Source organism: Streptomyces lavendulae subsp. lavendulae (assembly GCF_002803845.1).
Lineage (GTDB): Bacteria > Actinomycetota > Actinomycetes > Streptomycetales > Streptomycetaceae > Streptomyces > Streptomyces lavendulae.
Genome location: NZ_CP024985.1, coordinates 2,930,531 through 2,950,887 on the forward strand (window position 1 = coordinate 2,930,531; position 20,357 = coordinate 2,950,887).

Annotated in this window: 20 protein-coding genes and 1 riboswitch; of the genes, 9 read left to right on the forward strand and 11 right to left on the reverse strand. The window is 71.8% G+C overall.

The features are described 5' to 3' along the window. Positions 1–67 precede the first annotated feature (67 nt). Entirely contained in the window at positions 68–796 is a 729-nt protein-coding gene (locus tag SLAV_RS12195) for an N-acetylmuramoyl-L-alanine amidase (RefSeq protein WP_037687975.1), read from the forward strand. A gap of 3 nt (positions 797–799) precedes the next feature. Here the strand turns inward: SLAV_RS12195 and SLAV_RS12200 are convergent, their stop codons facing one another. The 11 genes from SLAV_RS12200 to SLAV_RS12250 all read right to left on the reverse strand — a co-directional run bounded on the left by SLAV_RS12200 (position 800) and on the right by SLAV_RS12250 (position 13,370). Then, positions 800–1,963 (reverse strand): cysteine desulfurase family protein, encoded by a 1,164-nt coding sequence (locus tag SLAV_RS12200; RefSeq protein WP_030236095.1) that lies wholly within the window; start codon positions 1,961–1,963, stop codon positions 800–802. Positions 1,964–2,110: 147 nt separating this feature from the next. After that, positions 2,111–2,965: a thioesterase family protein gene (locus tag SLAV_RS12205; RefSeq protein WP_030236092.1), complete on the reverse strand. Its 855-nt coding sequence runs from the start codon at positions 2,963–2,965 to the stop codon at positions 2,111–2,113. A 76-nt stretch (positions 2,966–3,041) separates the two neighbouring features. After that, a complete protein-coding gene (locus SLAV_RS12210; RefSeq protein ID WP_030236089.1) occupies positions 3,042–3,698 on the reverse strand; it encodes a trimeric intracellular cation channel family protein in 657 nt (218 codons plus the stop codon). Between the two features lie 591 nt (positions 3,699–4,289). Further along, positions 4,290–5,363, reverse strand: a complete 1,074-nt coding sequence (locus SLAV_RS12215) for an ABC transporter ATP-binding protein (protein ID WP_234333777.1) — start codon at positions 5,361–5,363, stop codon at positions 4,290–4,292. Further along, positions 5,360–6,454 carry an ABC transporter ATP-binding protein gene (locus SLAV_RS12220; protein ID WP_030236084.1) on the reverse strand — a complete coding sequence of 365 codons (1,095 nt, stop codon included), beginning with the start codon at positions 6,452–6,454 and terminating at the stop codon, positions 5,360–5,362. The genes SLAV_RS12215 and SLAV_RS12220 overlap by 4 nt, the downstream gene beginning before the upstream one ends. Then, complete coding sequence (locus tag SLAV_RS12225; protein ID WP_030236081.1) at positions 6,451–7,452, reverse strand: ABC transporter permease; 1,002 nt, start codon at positions 7,450–7,452, stop codon at positions 6,451–6,453. Before SLAV_RS12225 ends, SLAV_RS12220 begins: the two co-directional genes overlap by 4 nt. Before the next feature lie 173 nt (positions 7,453–7,625). Next, a complete protein-coding gene (locus tag SLAV_RS12230; RefSeq protein ID WP_030236079.1) occupies positions 7,626–9,386 on the reverse strand; it encodes an ABC transporter substrate-binding protein in 1,761 nt (586 codons plus the stop codon). Between the two features lie 41 nt (positions 9,387–9,427). Beyond that, positions 9,428–10,420 (reverse strand): ABC transporter permease, encoded by a 993-nt coding sequence (locus SLAV_RS12235; RefSeq protein ID WP_030236075.1) that lies wholly within the window; start codon positions 10,418–10,420, stop codon positions 9,428–9,430. A 681-nt stretch (positions 10,421–11,101) separates the two neighbouring features. Next, on the reverse strand, positions 11,102–11,842 hold the full coding sequence (locus tag SLAV_RS12240; RefSeq protein ID WP_078950522.1) for an enhanced serine sensitivity protein SseB C-terminal domain-containing protein: 741 nt from the start codon (positions 11,840–11,842) through the stop codon (positions 11,102–11,104). 56 nt (positions 11,843–11,898) lie between these two features. Next, positions 11,899–12,633, reverse strand: a complete 735-nt coding sequence (locus tag SLAV_RS12245; protein ID WP_030236069.1) for an enhanced serine sensitivity protein SseB — start codon at positions 12,631–12,633, stop codon at positions 11,899–11,901. Between the two features lie 80 nt (positions 12,634–12,713). After that, positions 12,714–13,370 carry an AAA family ATPase gene (locus tag SLAV_RS12250; RefSeq protein ID WP_030236067.1) on the reverse strand — a complete coding sequence of 219 codons (657 nt, stop codon included), beginning with the start codon at positions 13,368–13,370 and terminating at the stop codon, positions 12,714–12,716. A gap of 171 nt (positions 13,371–13,541) precedes the next feature. Continuing rightward, a riboswitch (glycine riboswitch) is annotated at positions 13,542–13,645 on the forward strand. A gap of 181 nt (positions 13,646–13,826) precedes the next feature. On the opposite strand from SLAV_RS12250, the gene gcvT reads away from it, so the two are divergent. The 8 genes from gcvT (at position 13,827) to SLAV_RS12290 (ending at position 20,341) form a co-directional block, all read left to right on the forward strand. Further along, a complete protein-coding gene (gene gcvT, locus SLAV_RS12255) occupies positions 13,827–14,942 on the forward strand; it encodes a glycine cleavage system aminomethyltransferase GcvT (protein ID WP_030236064.1) in 1,116 nt (371 codons plus the stop codon). A 112-nt stretch (positions 14,943–15,054) separates the two neighbouring features. Continuing rightward, on the forward strand, positions 15,055–15,438 hold the full coding sequence (gcvH, locus tag SLAV_RS12260; protein WP_030236063.1) for a glycine cleavage system protein GcvH: 384 nt from the start codon (positions 15,055–15,057) through the stop codon (positions 15,436–15,438). Between the two features lie 17 nt (positions 15,439–15,455). Continuing rightward, the gene (gene glyA, locus SLAV_RS12265; RefSeq protein WP_030236060.1) at positions 15,456–16,712 is read left to right on the forward strand and encodes a serine hydroxymethyltransferase; all 1,257 of its coding nucleotides are present in this window, start codon (positions 15,456–15,458) and stop codon (positions 16,710–16,712) included. Positions 16,713–16,777: 65 nt separating this feature from the next. Continuing rightward, positions 16,778–17,188: a hypothetical protein gene (locus SLAV_RS12270; protein ID WP_030236058.1), complete on the forward strand. Its 411-nt coding sequence runs from the start codon at positions 16,778–16,780 to the stop codon at positions 17,186–17,188. A 144-nt stretch (positions 17,189–17,332) separates the two neighbouring features. Then, on the forward strand, positions 17,333–18,715 hold the full coding sequence (locus SLAV_RS12275; RefSeq protein ID WP_030236055.1) for an L-serine ammonia-lyase: 1,383 nt from the start codon (positions 17,333–17,335) through the stop codon (positions 18,713–18,715). A 77-nt stretch (positions 18,716–18,792) separates the two neighbouring features. After that, positions 18,793–18,999 (forward strand): hypothetical protein, encoded by a 207-nt coding sequence (locus SLAV_RS12280; protein ID WP_051841253.1) that lies wholly within the window; start codon positions 18,793–18,795, stop codon positions 18,997–18,999. A 330-nt stretch (positions 19,000–19,329) separates the two neighbouring features. After that, entirely contained in the window at positions 19,330–19,737 is a 408-nt protein-coding gene (locus SLAV_RS12285; protein WP_030236047.1) for an SsgA family sporulation/cell division regulator, read from the forward strand. 76 nt (positions 19,738–19,813) lie between these two features. Further along, positions 19,814–20,341 carry an AMIN-like domain-containing (lipo)protein gene (locus SLAV_RS12290; protein ID WP_051841252.1) on the forward strand — a complete coding sequence of 176 codons (528 nt, stop codon included), beginning with the start codon at positions 19,814–19,816 and terminating at the stop codon, positions 20,339–20,341. The last annotated feature ends 16 nt before the right edge of the window (positions 20,342–20,357 follow it).

A 20,357-nucleotide genomic window follows, 5' to 3' on the forward strand; every position in this document is an offset into this window, starting at 1 on the left:
GCACCGTCCAGGGTACGGGGAACCGGGCGGGGTCACGGCGCGTTGTCGGCTGTGGGGGGTGGATCACATGGCGGAGCAGGGGACGAAGGGTCCGGCGGAGCCGGGGAAGCGCACGACGGGCCGGACCCGCAGGGCGGTGCTCTTCGGCGGGATCGGGGTGCTCGGGGCGGCGGCGCTCGTGGGCCGGGAGGAGATCGGGCGGGCCTGGTGGCTGCTGCCGGGCGTGCGCAAGCCGCGCAAGGAGGGTGAGCTGGACCACGCGGGGGCGAGCTGGACCGCGGCCTCCCCGGCGAACTGGCGGATGGCGGACCGGCCCGACGACTACCGCATCGACCGGATCGTCGTGCACGTCACCCAGGGCAGTTTCGCGTCCTCCGTGGACGCCTTCAAGAACCCGTTCCACAAGGCCTCGGCGCACTACATAGTGCGCCAGGACGGGCACGTGGAGCAGATGGTGCGCGAGCTGGACGTGGCCTTCCACTCCGGGAACCGCTCGATGAATGAGCGCAGCGTGGGCATCGAGCACGAGGGGTTCGTGGACCGGCCGCAGGACTTCACCGACGCCCTGTACGCGGCCTCGGCCCGGCTGGCCGCCGATGTCTGCCGGAGGTACGGCATACCGGTGGACCGCACCCACTTCCTGGGGCACTCCGAGGTCCCGGGCGCCGACCACACGGACCCGGGCCCCCACTGGGACTGGGACCGCTACCTCGGTCTGGTCCGCGCCGGGCTCACGGTGACCGCCGCGACCGCCGCGACCGCCGCACCGGCCGCCGCTTCGCCCGGTCCTGGATGAGGCCTAGCTGAGGCCCGCCGTACGGGCGCGTTCGACGGCCGGGCCGATGGCGGCGGCCACCGCGGCGACGTCCTCCCGGGTGGAGGTGTGGCCGAGGGAGAACCGCAGGGTGCCGCGGGCCAGCTGCGGGTCCGTGCCGGTCGCCAGCAGGACGTGGCTGGGCTGGGCGACGCCCGCGGTGCAGGCCGAACCGGTGGAGCATTCGATGCCCTGGGCGTCCAGGAGCAGCAGCAGGGAGTCGCCCTCGCAGCCGGGGAAGCTGAAGTGGGCGTTCGCGGGGAGGCGGTCCTCGGGGTCGCCGCCCAGGACGGCGTCGGGGACGGCCTCCAGGACGGCGCCGATGAGCTCGTCGCGCAGCGCGCCGACCTCGGCGGCGAAGCGTTCGCGCCGCTCGGCGGCCAGTACGGCCGCGACGGCGAAGGCCGCGACGGCCGGCACGTCGAGGGTCCCGGAGCGGACGTGCCGCTCCTGGCCACCGCCGTGCAGGACGGGGACGGGGCTCTGGTCACGGCCGAGCAGCAGCGCGCCGATGCCGTAGGGTCCGCCGATCTTGTGGCCGCTGACCGTCATCGCGGCGAGGCCGCTGTCGCCGAAACGGACGTCGAGCTGTCCGAAGGCCTGGACGGCGTCGGAGTGCAGCGGGATACCGAACTCGCCCGCGATGGCAGCCAGTTCACCGACCGGCATGACGGTGCCGATCTCGTTGTTGGCCCACATGACGGTGGCCAGGGCCACGTCCTCGGGGGCCCGCTCGACGGCCTCGCGGAAGGCCTCGGGGTGGACCCGCCCGTAGCGGTCCACGGGCAGGTACTCGACCCGCGCGCCCTCGTGTTCGCCGAGCCAGTGCACGGCGTCGAGGACGGCGTGGTGCTCCACGGGGCTGGCGAGGATGCGGGTGCGGGCGGGGTCGGCGTCGCGGCGGGCCCAGTAGAGGCCCTTGACGGCGAGGTTGTCCGCCTCGGTGCCGCCCGCGGTGAAGACCACCTCGCTCGGGCGCGCGCCGAGTGCCTCGGCGAGGGACTCGCGGGCCTCCTCGACGGTACGGCGGGCCCGGCGGCCGGCGGCGTGCAGGGAGGACGCGTTACCCGTGACGGCGAACTGCGCGGTCATCGCCGCAGCGGCTTCCGGGAGCATCGGCGTGGTCGCGGCGTGGTCGAGGTAGGCCATGATCCCCCGATTCTACGAGTCCCCGGGCGCCGGGTTCCCCGGGGTACGCGCGGCCGGGACGGCCGGTGGCGCGCGAGCGCGGCGCGACCCGGGCCACGGTCGGGGCCACGGGCCGCGCCGGGGTCGCGCGCGGAGCCGCGCCGGGGGCTACGGGCGCGGGGCGCGGGCCAGCTGGCGGGACTGGGCCACCAGGCGGTCGGCGGAGTCCCAGACCTCGGCGTCCTCCTCCAGGAAGCCGCCGGCCAGGTTGCGCGTGACGATGCCCACCCGCAGCGGACCGGGGGCCGGGCGGCAGCGGATGTGGGTGGTCAGCTCGACGGTCGGGGCCCAGCCCAGCAGGCCGAGGTCGAAGGCGGTCGGCGGGAGCGCGTCCACCGCGAGCAGCAGCGACAGCGGGTCGGCGTCGCGGCCGTCGGCCAGCTCGAACCAGGCCCGCATCTCGCCCTTCCCGGACGGCGCGCCGACCGCCCAGCCGGCGGTCGCCGGGTCCAGGCGGAGCCGGAGCCGGTCCACGATGGCCGAGCTGCCGGGGATCGGCGCCGGGCCGGCCTCGGCGCCGAGGCAGTCCTCGTAGGGCGGGATGACGGGCGGCTTCGCCACCGTGTGCACGGTGTCGGGGAGGCCGTCGAGGTCGCCGTAGGAGGCGAGCACACGGATGCGCTCGACCTCGGCGCCGTTCTCGTCGAACTGGAAGAGGGAGGCCTGGCCCGTGGAGAGGTTCCGGCCGGCCCGCACGACCTGGGTGCGGATCACGGCGGGGCCTGGCACCGAGGAGGTCAGGTAGTGGGCCGAGACGGTGAAGGGGTCCGGGTGCGGCAGGGCCGCGGACAGGGCCCGGCCGACCAGGGCCAGCAGATAGCCGCCGTTGACGGCGCTGATGATCGTCCAGCCTGCGGAGAGTTCCGCGTCGTAGACCCCGGGCTCGCCCGCGCGCGGGGCGATGGTGGTGTCGCGGTCGAATTCGCTGTCGCCGATGGTGGCCTGGGCGGCTGTGTGTGACATGGCTCGAAAATACACCTGCAAGCTACTAAGCGGTAGCTTTCTTTTGCCGGGCGGGCCGGGCGGGACCGGGCGGGGCCTACGGCTCCTCGGCGACCGCGGAGCGGCGGTTCCATGCCAGCGGGGCCCGCCAGTGGTAGCGCATCGCGAGCAGCCGCAGGACGAAGGTGGTGACGATGGCGACGCCGGTGGTCAGGGCGTTGAGCACCTCCAGGCCGATGAAGACGGCCACCATCGAGGCCCCGACCATGGCCGGGACGGCGTACATCTCCCGGTCGCGCAGCAGCGAGGGGACCTCGTTGACGAGGACGTCGCGCAGGACGCCGCCGCCGACGGCGGTGGCCAGGCCGAGCGCGGCGGACGCGGTCAGGCCCAGGCCGTACTCGTAGGCCTTGGTCGTGCCGGTGACGCAGAACAGGGCGAGGCCGGCGGCGTCGCAGACGTTGATGGCCCGGTTGATCCGCTGCACCTCGGGGTGCAGGAAGAAGACGATCGCGGCGGCGACCAGCGGCGTCACGAAGAAGCTGAGCTGGCCGAAGGCGGCGGGCGGCACGGCGCCGATGACGAGGTCGCGGAAGAGGCCTCCGCCGAGGGCGGTGACGAGGGCGAGGACGGCGATGCCGAAGACGTCGAAATTCTTGCGGACCGCGAGCAGGGCGCCTGCCAGGGCGAAGACGAAGATGCCCGCGAGGTCCAGGGCGTGCTGGACGTCGGGCGGGAAGAGATCGTGGAGCACCCCGCCATTGTCGCCCGCCGCGAACGCCGGTGGCTCCGCCGGTCGGGACGAGTGGCTCCGCCGGTCGGGACGAGTGGCTCCGCCGGCCGGGACGAGTGGCTCCGCCGGCCGGGACGGGTGGCAGCCGGAGCCGGGGCGCGTGGGGCCGCATCCCGCTCCCCCACGCGACGGCCGCCCCGGCCGGGTGGCTCCGCCGGCCGGCGTCGGCGGGCCGCACCCGCCGGGCACGCGCGACGGCCGCCCCGGCCGGGTGGCTCCGCCGGTCGCACGTGCGGCGGAGCCGGTGGTGCGGCGGAGCCGGGGCTGCGTTGCGGGCCGCCGGAGCCCCCGGGGGTGGCTCCGCCCCCGGACCCCCGCGCCTCGAACGCCCGCGGGGCTGGTGTGGGTGTGGCGGGGCCCCGGGTGTGACCCGGGGCCCCGCCCGGGGGCGGTGGGTCCGTCCGCTACTCCGGACCCGCCACCCCCACGTCTGACCCGCCCGCGGGCACCGCCCCGGCAGGGGCGAGGGGACCGTCGCGAACCCCGCCGCCCCCGCAGGCACCGCCCGGCAGGGACACCGCCCGCCCGGGGCAGTGCCCGGCAGGGCAGGGGCTATTCGGTGGCCGTTGCCACCGCCTCGGTGGCGCCCGGCAGGGCCGGGTCGCCCGGGGCCTGGTCGGGGGCGTTCTCCGGGTGGTGGCACGCCACCTGGTGCCCGGTCTTCAGGGCGACCAGCGGCGGGTCCACCTTCGTGCACATCTCCGTCGCCTTCCAGCACCGCGTGTGGAAGCGGCAGCCGGCCGGCGGGGAGATCGGCGAGGGCACGTCGCCCTTGAGCAGGATGCGCCCGCTCTTCGCCCCACGCCGCCGCGGGTCCGGGACCGGCACCGCCGACATCAGCGCCGTCGTGTACGGGTGCATCGGGGCCTCGTACAGCGACTTTCGGTCGGCCAGCTCCACGATCTTGCCGAGGTACATCACCGCGATGCGGTCCGAGACGTGCCGGATGACCGACAGGTCGTGCGCGATGATCACGTACGTCAGGCCGAGCTCCTCCTGGAGGTCGTCCAGCAGGTTCACCACCTGGGCCTGGATCGACACGTCCAGCGCGGAGACCGGCTCGTCCGCGACGACGAGCTTCGGCTTGAGGGCCAGGGCGCGGGCGATGCCGATGCGCTGGCGCTGGCCGCCCGAGAACTCGTGCGGGTAGCGGTTGAAGTGCTCGGGGTTCAGGCCGACCAGCGACAGCAGCCGCTGGACCTCCGCCTTCAGGCCGCCCTCGGGGGTGACCTTCTGGAGCCGGAAGGGCGCGCCGACGATCGTGCCGACCGTGTGCCGCGGGTTCAGCGAGCCGTAGGGGTCCTGGAAGATCATCTGCACGTCGCGGCGCAGCGGACGCATGCCCGCGACGCCCAGGTGCGTGATGTCCTTGCCCTCGAACTCGATCCGGCCGTCGGTCGGTTCGAGCAGCCGGGTGATCAGGCGTCCCATGGTGGACTTGCCGCAGCCGGACTCGCCGACGATGCCGAGGGTCTCCCCCCGCCGGACCTCGAAGTCGATGCCGTCCACGGCCTTGACGGCCCCGGCCTGCCGGCGCAGCAGCCCCTTGTTGATGGGGAAGTGCTTGACCAGCCCGGTCACCTTCAGGAGCGCGTCCTCGGTGTTCGTTTCAGGGTTCTCGCTCACAGCTTCGGCGCAATCTCTTCGGTCCAGATCCGGGTCCGCTCCTCCTGCGACATGTGGCAGGCGGACCAGTGCCGGCTGTCGTCCTCGGTCAGCTCGGGGCGCTGGGTGCGGGTGATGCCGCCCTTGGGCACGTCGGCGTAGGGGCACCGGGGGTTGAAGGCACAGCCGCTCGGGATGTTGATGAGGCTGGGCGGCGAGCCCTTGACCGGGATCAGGCGCTCGGTCTGGTCGCGGTCGATGCGCGGCATGGAGCCGAGCAGGCCCCAGGTGTAGGGGTGCCGGGGACCGTAGAAGACCTTCTCGGCGGTGCCGCGCTCGACGCACCGGCCGCCGTACATCACGAGGATGTCGTCGGCCATCTCGGCGACCACGCCGAGGTCGTGCGTGATCATGATGACCGCGGAGCCGAACTCCTTCTGGAGGTCGCGGATCAGGTCGAGGATCTGCGCCTGGACGGTGACGTCCAGGGCTGTGGTCGGCTCGTCCGCGATGAGCAGCTCGGGGTTGTTGACCAGCGCCATCGCGATCATCGCGCGCTGGCGCATGCCGCCGGAGAACTCGTGCGGGTAGGCGTCCACCCGCCGGTGGGGCTCCGGGATGCCCACGCGGTCGAGCATCTCGACGGCGCGGGTGCGGGCCGTCTTCTTGTCGACGTCGTGGTGGGTCCGGTAGGCCTCGACGATCTGCTTGCCGACCGAGTAGTACGGGTGCATCGCGGACAGCGGGTCCTGGAAGACCATCGCCATCTTGCGGCCGCGCAGGCGGCGCACCCGGTCGGCGTCGGCGGCGACCAGGTCCTCGCCGTCGAGCACGACCTCGCCCGAGATGTGGGGGCGGCTGCGTGCGTTGCCGGTGCGGTGCAGGCCCATGATGGCCAGCGAGGTCACCGACTTCCCGGAGCCGGACTCGCCCACGATGCCGAGGGTCTTGCCGCGTTCCAGGTCGAAGGAGAGTCCGTCGACGGACTTCACCAGGCCGTCGTCGGTCGGGAAGTGCACGCGCAGGTCGCGTACGGAGAGGAAGGGGGCCGCGTCGCGCGGTCCGCCCTGCTCCGGGACGAAGGCGGGCTCGTCGGAAACGGTCTTGGTCACGTCAGCCTCACGCGCGGGTCGATGACGGCGTACAGCAGGTCCACGATCAGGTTGGCCATCACCACGAACAGCGCGGCGAGCAGGGTGACTCCCATGATCACGGGGAGGTCGCCCTGGCCGATGGCGGCGACGGCCGCCGTCCCCAGACCCTGGAAGTTGAAGGTCGTCTCGGTGAGCACCGCGCCGCCGAGGAGTCCGCCGAGGTCGAGGCCGAACATCGTGACGATCGGGGTGAGGGTGGAGCGCAGGGCGTGCTTGCGGATGACCACGCCCTCCTTGAGTCCCTTGGCGCGCGCCGTGCGGATGTAGTCCTCGCCGAGGACTTCCAGCATGGTCGCCCGGGTGATGCGGGCGTAGGTGGCGGCGAAGAGGAAGGCCAGGGTGACCCAGGGCAGGATCATGCTGTTGAGCCAGGCCAGCGGATCCTCGGTCAGGGGTTTGTAGTTGGATACGTCCAGCCAGCCGAGGCTGTAGACGAAGACCGCCGGGGCCACCATGCCGGTGAAGAAGATCGGCAGGGAGACGCCGGCGAGGGCGCCGACCATGACGGTGCGGTCGATGGCGGTCCGGCGTTTGAGCGCCGAGACCACTCCGGTGGCCACACCGGCCAGAACCCAGATGACCGCCGCGCCGAGGGCGAGCGACAGGGTGACCGGCATGCGGTCGAGCATGGTCTGCCAGACGGGTGCCTCGCTCTTGAAGGAGTAGCCGAAGCACGGCGCGGCGCAGTGCGTGACCTCGGTGCCCGCGTCGTAGTCGCGGCCGACGAAGATCCCCTTGAGGAACACCCAGTACTGCTCGGAGATCGGCTTGTCGAAGCCCATCTTGACCCGGATGCCCTGCAGGGCGGTCTCGCTGGTCTCGCGGCCGGCGTACATGAGCGCGGGGTCGCTGCCGGTCAGCTTGGGGACCGCGAAGAAGATGCCGAAGGTGACCGCGGAGACCACCAGCAGCGTGGCGGCGACGTTGAAAAGCCGCCGTATGAGGTAGACGAGCACTGCAGTCGGCCGCCCGGGGCGGGCGGCCGCCGTCCCGCGTGGGGACGGCAGCCGCCGCCTGCGGCCTTCACCTGCCCTTCGGACTAGCGCACGTGCGGTGAAGGCACTTACTTGCGTACTTGCGTAGTTGCTGCTGTCTTACGGGCCCTCGCGGGCCGGTACTGCTCGCCCGACTACTTGCCGACGCCCAGGACCGCGAGGTCGATGCGGCCCATCGAGTCGTTGAAGTAGACGTTGGTCAGACGCGGGTTGTGGTAGATCAGCGCCTTGTCGAAGTTGATCGGCAGGTAGAGCGCCTTCTCCATGACCTTCTGGTTGATCTGGCCGTAGAACGGGGCGGCGGCCTCAGGGGTGGCGGCGGCAGCGGCGGTCTTGAACAGGCCGTTGATCTCCGGGTCGTTGACCTCGGTGTAGTTGTTGTTGCCGTTCGGCAGGATGAACGAGCCGTCGACCAGCGGCTGCAGGAAGCCCGAGCCGGAGTTGTAGTCGGCGCCCCAGCCCATGACGATGATGCCGTAGTTCTTCTTCTTCACGTTCTCGGGCGAACCGATCGTGGAGGAGGAGAGCTTGCCGTCGTACTGGTCGATCGTCGCCTTGACGCCGATCTTGGCGAGCGCGGCCTGGAGGGACTCGGCGCTCTTGACCTCGGGGGCGCGGTTGTTGCGGACCGCGATGGTGGTCTCGAAGCCGTCGGGCTTGCCGCAGGCCTTGAGCGCGGCCTTGGCCTTGTCCAGCTGCGGCTTGCCGGAGGTCAGGTTGAACGGGTCGTACTTCTTGTCCGAGCCGGGGATGCCGGGCGGCAGCATGTTCGCGCCGAGGTCACCGCTGGTCGGGCCACCGCGGGCGTTCTGCAGCGACTTCGGGTCGGCCGCGTAGATGACGGCCTTGCGGCACTCGATGTTGTCGAACGGCGCGACCGTCTGCGGGAAGGCGAAGTAGCGGATGTAGCCCGTGTAGGGGTTGTCCGCGTTCTTCTTGAGGTTCGCGTCCTTGAGGATCTTGTTCTTGGCCGCCTGCTGGACACCGGTGCCGTCGACGGCGAGGTCGATGTCGCCGGAGAGCAGGCGCTGGTCCATGTCGTCCGGGTTGGTGGTGACCGTGAAGGTGACCTTGTCCGGCAGACCCTTGCGGATCGTGTCGGTGGCCTGGTCCCAGTTCTCGTTGCGGACGAAGGTCGCGCCCTTGCCCGAGGCGAAGGACTCCACCTTGTAGGGACCGGTGGCGACCGGCTTGTTGGTGTACGAGGCGCCCTCGTCCTTGCCCGCCGGGACCGGCGAGGAGGACGGCATGGCCAGCAGGTACTTGAAGTCGGAGTTGGCGCTCGCCAGGTTGAAGACGATCGTGTGGTCGTCCGGCGTCTCGACGGACTTCAGGCCCATCTTGTTCGGGTCGGTGTCCTTGTAGGGACCCGGGTACTTCTGGCCCTGGTCGAGCAGGTCGATCAGGTACGTCGGACCGCCGGACAGCACGTCCTGCGCGAAGACGCGCTCGATGCCGTACTTGAAGTCCTTCGCGGTGATCGGCGAGCCGTCCTCGAACTTCACGCCGTCCTTGATCTTGACGGTGTACGTCTTGCCGTCGTTGCTCAGGACGGGCTCGCCCGCGGCGAGGTCCGGGACCAGCTTGGTGCCGGCCGCGCCGGGCTTGCTGTCGTAGGCGTACAGCTGGCGGATGTAGAGGCGCTGCAGGTTCCACACGAAGCCGTAGTAGGCGCGCGCCGGGTCGAGGAAGTCGACGTCCTGCGGGGACCAGAGCTTCAGCTCGCCGCCCTTGGCGTCGGAGGCGTTGACCAGGGAGGCGGTGGCACCGCTGTAGCCCTTGTCGCCCTTGTCGTCGCTGCCGTCTGCCTTCTTGTCGTTGCCACCGCACGCGGCGGTCAGCGACAGGGCGGCGATCACGGCGGTGATCGCGAGTGCCTGCTTTCTGCGGATCACGGTTGTCCAACCTCCAGAGGTGGGTGAATCGAAGAAGCGGTTCAGCTGCCCTTGGGGTCGAGTGCGTCACGCAGCCCGTCCCCGAAGAGGTTGAACGCCAGGACGGTGATGAAGATCGTGATACCCGGGACCACCATGTACATGGGGTCGTCCTGGTAGATGGGGACGGCGTCGGAGAGCATCTTTCCCCAGGAGGCCGTGGGCGGCTTGACGCCGGCACCCAGGAAGCTGAGGGCCGCTTCCGTCAGGATGTTGGTCGGAATGATCAGCGTCGAGTAGACGAGGATCGGCGCGATCAGGTTGGGCAGCAGCTCCTTGATCAGGATGTAGCCGCGGCCCGCGCCGAGGCTGCGTGCGGCCTCGACGTACTCGCGTTCACGCAGGGAGATCGTCTGGCCCCGGACGATACGGCCGATGTACGGCCAGCCGAAGAAGCCGATGACGACGATCAGCACGCCCATCCGGACGCCCGAACCCTCGAACCCCCACAGGGAGTTGGGGACCACGGAGACCAGGGCGATGGTGAACAGCAGCTGCGGGAAGGCCAGCAGCAGGTCCATCACGCGGCTGATGACGGCGTCGACCCAGCCGCCGAGGAAGCCGGCCAGGGCGCCGAGCAGGCTGCCCAGGACGACCGAGACGAAGGCCGCCAGGAAGGCGACGACCAGGGAGATGCGGGCGCCGTAGACGATCCGGCTGAACACGTCGCGGCCGTTGGTCGGTTCGACGCCCAGCAGGAAGTCGGAGCTGATGCCGCCGAAGGAGCCGAGCGGCGTGCCCAGGTCCGGGTCGATCATGTCCTCGTGGAACTCGTTGGGATCGTGCCCCAGCAGGCCCACGATCAGCGGCGCGAAGACCGCCACCAGGATCAGGAGGATCACGACCACGCCGCCGGTCAGCGCGACCTTGTCGCGCTTGAGCCGCATCCAGGCGATGCGGCCGGGCGAGCGGCCTTCGATGGCCTTGGCAGGGACGTCGGCTACGGACACGGGTGCGGGCGTTTCCGCGCTCGTGTCGTGCTGTGGTGCCGTCATCGTGGTGGGGACCCCTCTCGGCCGACGGGTTGCCGGCCCATGCCCGCCGCTGTGGCGGCGTTGGTGCGGAGTGGCGCTCGGAGTGCTCGGGACACGTGGAACGCGTGCGAAGTGCGGTGGGAGGTGCGAACTGCGGACTGCGAAAAGCGGGGCTATACGAACTGCTATACGAACTGCTGTGCGAATTGCTGTACGGAGCGCGGTGCGATGCAGCCGACGTGCGAGAAGTGCGGGAAGTGCGGGAAGTGCCGTGTGAAACAACAAGCGAAGTCCACGTGCCGAACCGCGCCCTGGAGGACTGACCGGCTCTTGGGTGGGGAGTCTTCATCGGGCGCTCGACCAGCCGCCAGACCCGCAGATGAATGGATGCGCAACCGTGATCTGACGCCCCGGTTCCCGTTATCCGGACTCCGCTCACGGCTCAGCGGAGCAAGACCGTCCGTTCGGTACACAAACGGACATGCCGCCCAACACGCAGGAGGAGTGCGCCAATTGGACGCCCAACAGGGGTGATATCCGGACAAGGAGAAGGCCGCCGGGAACCGTGGTTCCCGACGGCCGAAGGTCCGTCGAAGCTGTCCGTCTCAGGCCCCGGGCGCGCCCGCGCGAGTCCCTGTTGACGGGTCGGTACGGAGCCCCGTTCCGGCCCGGCGGAGCCGGTCAAGTGGTTTTCCGCGCGGGCTAGTACGCCGCGGCCTGGCCCTCGCGGTCGTAGAACGGCCGGGTCTGCGCCCGCAGCCACATCGCCACCGGATCGTGCTCGTCCGCCAGCGCGACCGTGCACACGGGCACGCCCTCGGGGACCGCCCCGACCGACTGGCGCATCATCTCGCGTACGGATTCCAGCGCGGGCGCGGAGGCGTCGTACAGGTCGAGCCCCACCGCGAGGTAGGCCGTCCCGAGCGCGGGCTGGACCCACGCCCGGCGCAGCGACCTGACGGCCGGTGTGCGGTGCGCGTGCTGCGTCAGCAGCCCGTAGAACTGCGGGAGCTCCAGGGCGGGCTCGGAGAGCCGCAGCGGGCCCGCGGGCATGCGGTCCAGGCCGGTGGCGACGCGGCGCAGGTCGGCCCACGGGACGCCGAGGCCGCCGCCCGGGGCGTGCGGGTTGACCCACAGGCCCCAGCGGTCGGGGTAGAGGGCGCGGGCGATGTCCCGGCCGGTGACCACCTCGTAGCCGCGGTTCCAGCCGCTGGCGGCCAGCTCCTGCGGCGAGGTCACGCAGGGCGCGTATCCGAGGCCCTCGACCTCCATGCCGCCGTACTGGGCGTCCGGCGAACCCGGCTGCCCCTGCCACAGCAGCATCCACAGCCTGCCCTCGGCGAGGGCGTGCAGGAATGACTCATAACTCTCATAGCGCCCGGGAGTCACCTGGCGCAGCATGTGCTCGACCTGCCCGGCCGCGGCCGTGCCTGACGCACTCACCCGGTACCCCTCTTCGTCCGCCCGTCGTCCACCCGTACCAACCAGCTTAAGCGGCGCTAGGGAAGGTAGAAGGGGCGTACGCGCTCACGAATCCAGTCCGTGACCGGGTCCTCCGCCGCGTCCAGGAGGATCAACTGCACCGGCCAGGGCGCGGGTACGCGGGCCAGGGCGCGGCCGAGGGCCTCCAGGGGGGCGTCGCGCAGCCCGAGATCCTGTCCCACCAGCCGGACGCCGACGTAGAGCTGCGGGGGGCCGGCCTCGACGCTGGCGAGGCAGCGGTGCGCGGCGGTGACCACGCCGGTGGCGCGGAACTCCTCGGCTGCGGCGGCCAGGAAGTCGACGGGGTCCTCCTGCCAGTCGGGCTCGAAGAGCCGGACGCGGCCGCCGGTGGCGGGGCCGTCGAGCGGGGTCCGGCCGGCGCGGCACAGCTCGGCGACGGCGGCGGGGGGCAGCGGTACCCCGACGGCGCCCTCGGGGTTCACGGCGATGCCGAGCTGCGGGGGCAGGCCGCGGGCGAACTCGACGGCGGGGGCGATCGCGAAGTCCATGGCGGGTCCGGCGCCGTGCCGGAACTGGGCCTCCGAGCTGTAGACGGGGACGTACGCCTCCCCGCCGATCAGCATCGTCGGGAGGTCGAGGGCGGCGTGGTCGGGGCTGCCGCCGTGGGGCAGGGGTACCCAGACCTGGCTGCGGCCGAGGGCCTCCAGGATCCGCGGCCCGGCGTCCGGGCGGCCGAGCGCCGCCCCGAGGACCTGTTCCAACTCGTTCGCCGGCCAGCCGCTGCCCTGCATGTACCCCTGCCTCCGTACGGTTCCGCCCCGATGTCGCCCCGAGGCTACCGCCCACCCCTGATCCCCCTCCCCCGCAGCCCTCAGAAGAAGCAGATGCGGGTCACCGCCGCCGCCGAGCGGCGGTCCAGGATGACCGCGGAGTCGCATCCCGCCGGCAGGCGTCCGGCCTCGGCGTCGCGCAGCAGCCGTCCCACCGCGCCCCGGTGCCGTGCGAAGGCATACGCCGAGACCCGGCGCCCCCGCGCCTCCTGCCCGGAGCGGGCCTCCTCGGCCGTGGTGTCCAGCAGCAGCAGGTGCAGCGAGCGGCCCCGGCGCCGGGCGGCCGCGGCGAGCATCCCCCGCACCCACATCTGGGTGCCGCAGTCGTGGACCACCACGGAGTCCCCCGTGCGCAGCCGCCGCCACAGCCCCCAGTAGTGCGCGGCCCGCACCAGCGGCCGGTACACGGCGTAGGGCAGGGCCCCCGGCATCCGGCGCTCCCAGCGTTCGCGGGCGTCCTGGGAGTCGATGCCGCCGTCCTCGGCCGCCCGCTTGATCAGGGTGCTCTTGCCGCCGCCGGGCAGGCCGGAGACCACCACGATGTCCCCGGCGGGGAAACCGAGCCGCCGCGGCCCGGCCACCGCTGCGCCGCGCAGGTCGCGGACCCGGCCGGCCGGCCGCGGCCGCGGACTGCGCTGGGCCGGGACCCCGTCCACCGTTCCCGTCGCCGCCAGCACTCCGAATCTCCGCACAGTGATCGTCTCCCCCCGAATCGGGTCGCCAGGACCCCGTGCCCACTGAGTGTAAAGAGACGGTAATCCGGTGGCCTCGGTTCCGGTCCGTCCGTTCTTCCAGGGCCCCACTGCCCGCTCCCGAGCGTCCCGTGCAATGATGTGCGCCATCTGGACACCAACTGCATACCGGCCGCTTGAATCCGCGCGGGAGAGTCCCGGCACGCCGCGAGGCCGTGCCCGGGCGCCGAAGGAGCAAGTACCTCCCTTGAATCTCTCAGGCCCCGTACCGCGTGGATGAGGCAGATCTGAAAAGCGAGCGACGACGTCCGTCCCCCGACGGCCGCCGCGCGCTCCACCCAAGGTGCAAGCCAGGGCGTCCCGCCGTGTCGCGGGAACTCTCGGCGAACCTCTCAGGTTCCGATGACAGATGGGGAGGATCGTCCTCGTCATGTCATGCCCTGGGACCCGGGAGCCACACCCATGAGCACTGCCCCCCGCCTGACCGCGCTCGACGCGCTGCACCGCTCGCTCGGTGCGACCATGACCGACTTCGCGGGCTGGGACATGCCGCTGCGCTACGCGAGTGAGCGCGACGAGCACAACGCCGTGCGGACCAAGGCCGGCCTGTTCGACCTGTCCCACATGGGCGAGATCACCCTGACCGGCCCCGAGGCCGTCAAGGTCCTGGACTACGCACTGGTGGGCAACATCTCCACCGTCGGCGTCGGCCGCGCCCGCTACACGCACATCTGTCAGGAGGACGGCGGGATCCTGGACGACCTGATCGTCTACCGCCTGGGCGAGACCGAGTTCATGGTGGTCGCCAACGCCTCCAACGCCCAGGTCGTCCTGGACGCCCTCACCGAGCGCGCCGACGGCTTCGAGGCCGAGGTCCGCGACGACCGCGACGCCTACGCGCTGATCGCCGTGCAGGGCCCGGAGTCCCCCGGCATCCTGAAGTCGCTGACCGACGCCGACCTGGACGGCCTGAAGTACTACGCGGGCCTGCCGGGCACCGTCGCGGGCGTGCCCGCGCTCATCGCGCGTACGGGCTACACGGGCGAGGACGGCTTCGAGCTGTTCGTCTCCCCGGAGCACGCCGTGGAGCTGTGGCAGGCGCTGACCGAGGCGGGCGAGGGCGTCGGCCTGGTGCCGGCCGGCCTGTCCTGCCGCGACACGCTGCGCCTGGAGGCGGGCATGCCGCTGTACGGGCACGAGCTGACCACCTCCCTCACCCCCTTCGACGCGGGGCTGGGCCGGGTCGTGAAGTTCGAGAAGGAGGGGGACTTCGTCGGCCGCGCCGCGCTGGAGGCCGCCGCCGAGCGTGCCGCGACGAACCCGCCGCGCAAGCTGGTCGGCCTGATCGCCGAGGGCCGCCGCGTCCCGCGCGCCGGTTTCCCGGTCGTCGCCGACGGCCAGGTCATCGGCGAGGTCACCTCCGGTGCCCCGTCCCCGACGCTGGGCAAGCCGATCGCGATGGCCTACGTCGACGCGGCGCACGCCGCGCCCGGCACCTCCGGCGTCGGCGTGGACATTCGCGGTACGCATGAGGCGTACGAGGTCGTGGCTCTGCCGTTCTACAAGCGGCAGAAGTAGTCGCCGCAGCCGCACGGCCGACCGTACGGCCGTGTCCCGGCGCCCCGGCGCCCGTCTCGGTCCGCGAGACCACTGTTCACATCCACTCCCCCGCATCCAGGAGAATCAGGTCATGAGCAACCCCCAGCAGCTGCGTTACACCAAGGAGCACGAGTGGCTGTCGGACGCCGTCGACGGCGTCGCGACGGTCGGCATCACGGAGTTCGCGGCCAACGCGCTCGGTGACGTCGTCTACGCCCAGCTCCCCGCGGTCGGCGACACCGTCACCGAGGGCGAGACCTGTGGCGAGCTGGAGTCGACCAAGTCGGTCAGCGACCTGTACTCCCCCGTCTCCGGCGAGGTCGTCGAGGCCAACCAGGACGTCGTGGACGACCCGGCGCTCGTCAACACCGCCCCGTTCGAGGGTGGCTGGCTGTTCAAGGTGCGCCTCTCGGAGGAGCCGAAGGACGTGCTCTCCGCCGACGAGTACGCCGCGCTCACCCACTCCGACAACTGAGACCCCAGGGGATCCTGATGTCCGTTCTGAACACCCCCCTCCACGAGCTCGACCCGGACGTCGCCGCCGCCGTCGACGCGGAGCTCGTACGCCAGCAGTCGACCCTGGAAATGATCGCGTCGGAGAACTTCGCTCCGGTCGCCGTCATGGAGGCCCAGGGCTCGGTCCTGACCAACAAGTACGCCGAGGGCTACCCCGGCCGCCGCTACTACGGCGGCTGCGAGCACGTCGACGTGGTCGAGCAGATCGCCATCGACCGCATCAAGGCGCTGTTCGGCGCCGAGGCCGCGAACGTGCAGCCGCACTCCGGTGCGCAGGCCAACGCCGCCGCGATGTTCGCGCTGCTGAAGCCGGGCGACACGATCATGGGCCTGAACCTGGCCCACGGCGGTCACCTGACCCACGGCATGAAGATCAACTTCTCCGGCAAGCTCTACAACGTGGTCCCGTACCACGTCGACGAGTCGGGTCAGGTCGACATGGCCGAGGTCGAGCGCCTCGCCAAGGAGTCCAAGCCGCAGCTGATCGTCGCCGGCTGGTCCGCGTACCCGCGCCAGCTGGACTTCGCCGCCTTCCGCCGCATCGCGGACGAGGTCGGCGCGTACCTCATGGTCGACATGGCGCACTTCGCCGGCCTGGTCGCCGCGGGTCTGCACCCGAACCCGGTGCCGCACGCCCACGTCGTCACCACCACCACGCACAAGACCCTCGGCGGTCCGCGCGGCGGTGTCATCCTGTCGACGCAGGAGCTGGCCAAGAAGATCAACTCCGCGGTCTTCCCGGGCCAGCAGGGCGGCCCGCTGGAGCACGTGATCGCGGCCAAGGCGGTCTCCTTCAAGATCGCGGCCTCGCCCGAGTTCAAGGAGCGCCAGGAGCGCACCCTGGAAGGCGCGAAGATCATCGCCGAGCGCCTGGTCCAGGCCGACGTCACCGAGGTGGGCGTCTCCGTCCTCTCGGGCGGCACCGACGTGCACCTGGTCCTGGTGGACCTGCGCAACTCGGAGCTGGACGGCCAGCAGGCCGAGGACCGCCTCCACGAGATCGGCATCACGGTCAACCGGAACGCGATCCCGAACGACCCGCGTCCCCCGATGGTCACCTCGGGCCTGCGCATCGGTACGCCGGCGCTCGCCACGCGCGGTTTCGGCGCCGAGGACTTCACCGAGGTCGCGGAGATCATCGCCGCCGCCCTGAAGCCCGACTTCGACGCCGATGACCTCAAGGCGCGCGTCTCCGCGCTCGCCGCGAAGTTCCCGCTGTACCCGTCGCTCTAAGCAGCCGCGGTGGGGCCCGGCCGCGTTTCCACGGGGTCGGGCCCCTTTCGTGACCGAAGTCCCTGGTGGATTCCGCCTATCACCTCCGAAACCACGGCACCGCCCGCCCGGCGATGGGGATGGACCCGGGCTTCTCCGTCCTGCTCCCGGTGACCGTCGGCCACGGCCGGGAGACCCTGGCCCCTTCCTGGCTGCCCGCCGCGAAGATCCTCTGCCCGCCGACCTCCGCCTTCGCCGCCCGCGCCCGCTACCGGCCGAAGTGGCCCGGCACCGGCATCGTCACCGCCCCGACCCCGCCGGCCGCCCCGATCGTCGCCCTGATGGCCGCCATGGCGCTCGTCACGTGCTTCCGGGCCGTCCGGGCGGGCGTCAGGGCCCACCGCGCGGGCCCGCCCGGCCCGGACCCGGCCCCGGACCGGGCCGAAGGGCCGGCCAGGGGCTCCAGGACACCGGAGCGCGAGCTGTCTCACGTCTGACGGACCCGTCCGGGAGCCGAACCGTTCATCTCCACGCGATACGCTCGACTGCCGGACAAAATCCCCGGATCCACCCCTCTTCTCCACCGAAGATCCACCACTCCTGCCCCCTCCCCACCCACGAGCAGACAAGGGAGTCCGCCAGTGGCCATCTCCGTCTTCGACCTCTTCTCCATCGGTATCGGCCCGTCCTCCTCCCACACGGTCGGCCCGATGCGCGCGGCGCGCATGTTCGCGACGCGGCTGAAGAAGGACGGCGTCCTCGCCCAGACCGCCTCCGTGCGCGCGGAGCTCTTCGGCTCCCTCGGCGCGACGGGCCACGGCCACGGCACCCCCAAGGCGGTCCTGCTCGGCCTGGAGGGACACTCCCCCCGCACCGTGGACGTCGAGAGCGCCGACGCCGAGGTGGAGCGCATCCGGCAGAGCGGCCGGCTGCGGCTGCTGGGCGCGGAGATAGGCGACGGGCACGAGATCGCCTTCGACGAGCCGAACCAGCTGATCCTGCACCGCCGCCGCTCGCTGCCGTACCACGCGAACGGCATGACCCTCTTCGCCTACGACGAGTCCGGCGCGCCCCTGCTGGAGAAGACCTACTACTCGGTCGGCGGCGGCTTCGTCGTGGACGAGGACGCGGTCGGCGAGGACCGGATCAAGCTCGACGACACCGAGCTGAAGTACCCCTTCCGCTCGGGTGACGAGATGCTGCGGCTCGCCAACGAGACGGGCCTGTCGATCTCCTCCCTGATGCTGGAGAACGAGAAGGCCTGGCGCACCGAGGAGGAGATCCGCGAGGGCCTCCTGGAGATCTGGCGGGTCATGCAGGCCTGCGTCTCGCGGGGCATGTCCCGCGAGGGCATCCTGCCCGGCGGGCTGCGCGTCAAGCGCCGTGCCGCCTCCACGGCGCGCCAGCTGCGCACCGAGGGCGACCCGATGATGCACCGCAGCGAGTGGACGACGATCTACGCGATGGCGGTCAACGAGGAGAACGCGGCGGGCGGCCGGGTCGTCACCGCGCCCACCAACGGCGCCGCGGGCGTCCTGCCGGCGGTCCTGCACTACTACATGAACTTCGTCCCGGGTGCCGACGAGGACGGCGTGGTCCGCTTCCTCCTCGCCGCGGGCGCGATCGGCATGCTCTTCAAGGAGAACGCCTCCATCTCCGGCGCCGAGGTCGGCTGCCAGGGCGAGGTGGGCTCGGCCTGCTCCATGGCGGCCGGCGCCCTCGCCGAGGTCCTGGGCGGCACCCCGGAGCAGGTCGAGAACGCGGCCGAGATCGGCATGGAGCACAACCTCGGCCTGACCTGCGACCCGGTCGGCGGCCTCGTCCAGATCCCCTGCATCGAGCGCAACGGCATGGCCGCCGTGAAGGCCGTCACCGCCGCCAAGATGGCGATGCGCGGCGACGGCAGCCACAAGGTCTCCCTCGACAAGGTCATCAAGACCATGAAGGAGACCGGCGCCGACATGAAGGTCAAGTACAAGGAGACCGCGCGCGGCGGTCTCGCGGTCAACGTCATCGAGTGCTGACCGGACCGGCGTCCCGACGGGCGTCCTGACGGGCGGGAACGGTGGAGGGGCCCGGTGCGAAAGCGCCGGGCCCCTCCGTGCAGGCACACAACGCGGCCCTCGCCGGCATCCTGGGCAGCGGGGTGGGCGGCAGCAACCTCGGCAACTCCGCCACCGCCCAGCAGGTCGCCTCGGGCTTCGGTGCGTCGAACCAGCACAACGGGGCGCAGACCAACGGCTCCGCCGCCACCGTCCTCGGGCAGTCCGGCTCCAACGCTTCGCTGGTCTGGAACCCGCTGCCGTAACAGCGGGGGCGCGGCCCGCCGCCGCGGGCCCGTCGAGCCCGCCCTCCCCCGGAGGGCGGGCTCGCGCGCGTCCCGGCTACGATCGGGCCGACCGGCGAGGAGGCAGTCATGGACACGGCAGGAACAGCGTCAACTGCACCTGGTTCAGCAGGCTTTGGGTTCCGCCGCCCCTTCGCCCCACCCTCGGCGGCGGCCCCCGGAGGTCCCGGAAACGGGTCCTGCGGCCCGTCCGGCTCGGGACCTTCGGCCCCGGGGAGCGCGGCGAGCGTCGGCTAGCGTGCCCGGAGGGGGTCCGTCCACGCCACCCGCGCGAAGAGAGGCAGAGCCACCATGGCCACCACCGAACACCGCGTCCTGCCGCTCCGGCTGGAGGCCGCGCCGCTGTCCGTCCCCCTGGTCGGCGCCTTCGTCTACCGCACGGACCGGCCGTACGAGCTGGCCGTCGACTTCCGCGGCGCCGGGACCCACCTCGCCCGCTGGGTGTTCTCGCGCGAGCTGCTGCTCGACGGGCAGGTCTGCGCCACCGGTGAGGGCGACATACAGGTGTGGCCGCTGCGGCGGGGCACCGAACCGCGCGTGTTCCTCGCCTTCAGCAACGGCGCGCAGAGCTGTGTGGTCTCGGCCCGCGCCAAGGACGTGCGCGAGCTGTGCCGGCGGCTCACGGAGCTGGTCCCGCGGGGGCAGGAACGGCGCCACTACGACCTGGACGCGGAACTGAGCGCACTGCTCGCGCACTGAGGGAACCGCGTGGCGCCCCACGGGTGTCCTACCCGGTGACAGCCTGTCCCCGTCTCACGAGAATCGGGGGAACGTCATGCGTCACCTGAACCGCCTGCGCCACCGCCGGACCGTGGCCCTGGCCACGGGCGCCCTGCTCACCGCCGGGCTCGCGCTCGCCGCACCGGCCTCGGCCGCCGCGTCCGCCGCTCCGTCCGCGCGCACCCTGACCCCGCTCGTCGTCAACGCCCGCTGGGGCGGTCACTGCACGTACGACCGGATCGTCATCGACCTCCAGGGCTCCGTGCCCCCGGTCACCGTCACTCCCGTCCCGCAGCTGGTCTACGACGGGTCCGGCAAGCCCGTCCCGCTGGCCGGGAAGTACTTCCTGGAGATCCGCCTGCACCCCGCCGCCGGTCACGACGACGCGGGGCAGAACGTCTACCAGGGCCCCAAGCTCCAGAAGATCTCCCTCAGCAAGCTCAAGGGCCTCGCCCTGACCGGCGACTACGAGGGGTACGTGACCTTCGGCGCCGCCTTCGACACCAAGCCCGCCTTCACCACCTCGGTCCTCCACTCGCCCGAGCGGTACGTGGTGGACGTCGCGCACCCGAACACCTGCTGACCCCGGCGGCCCGGCC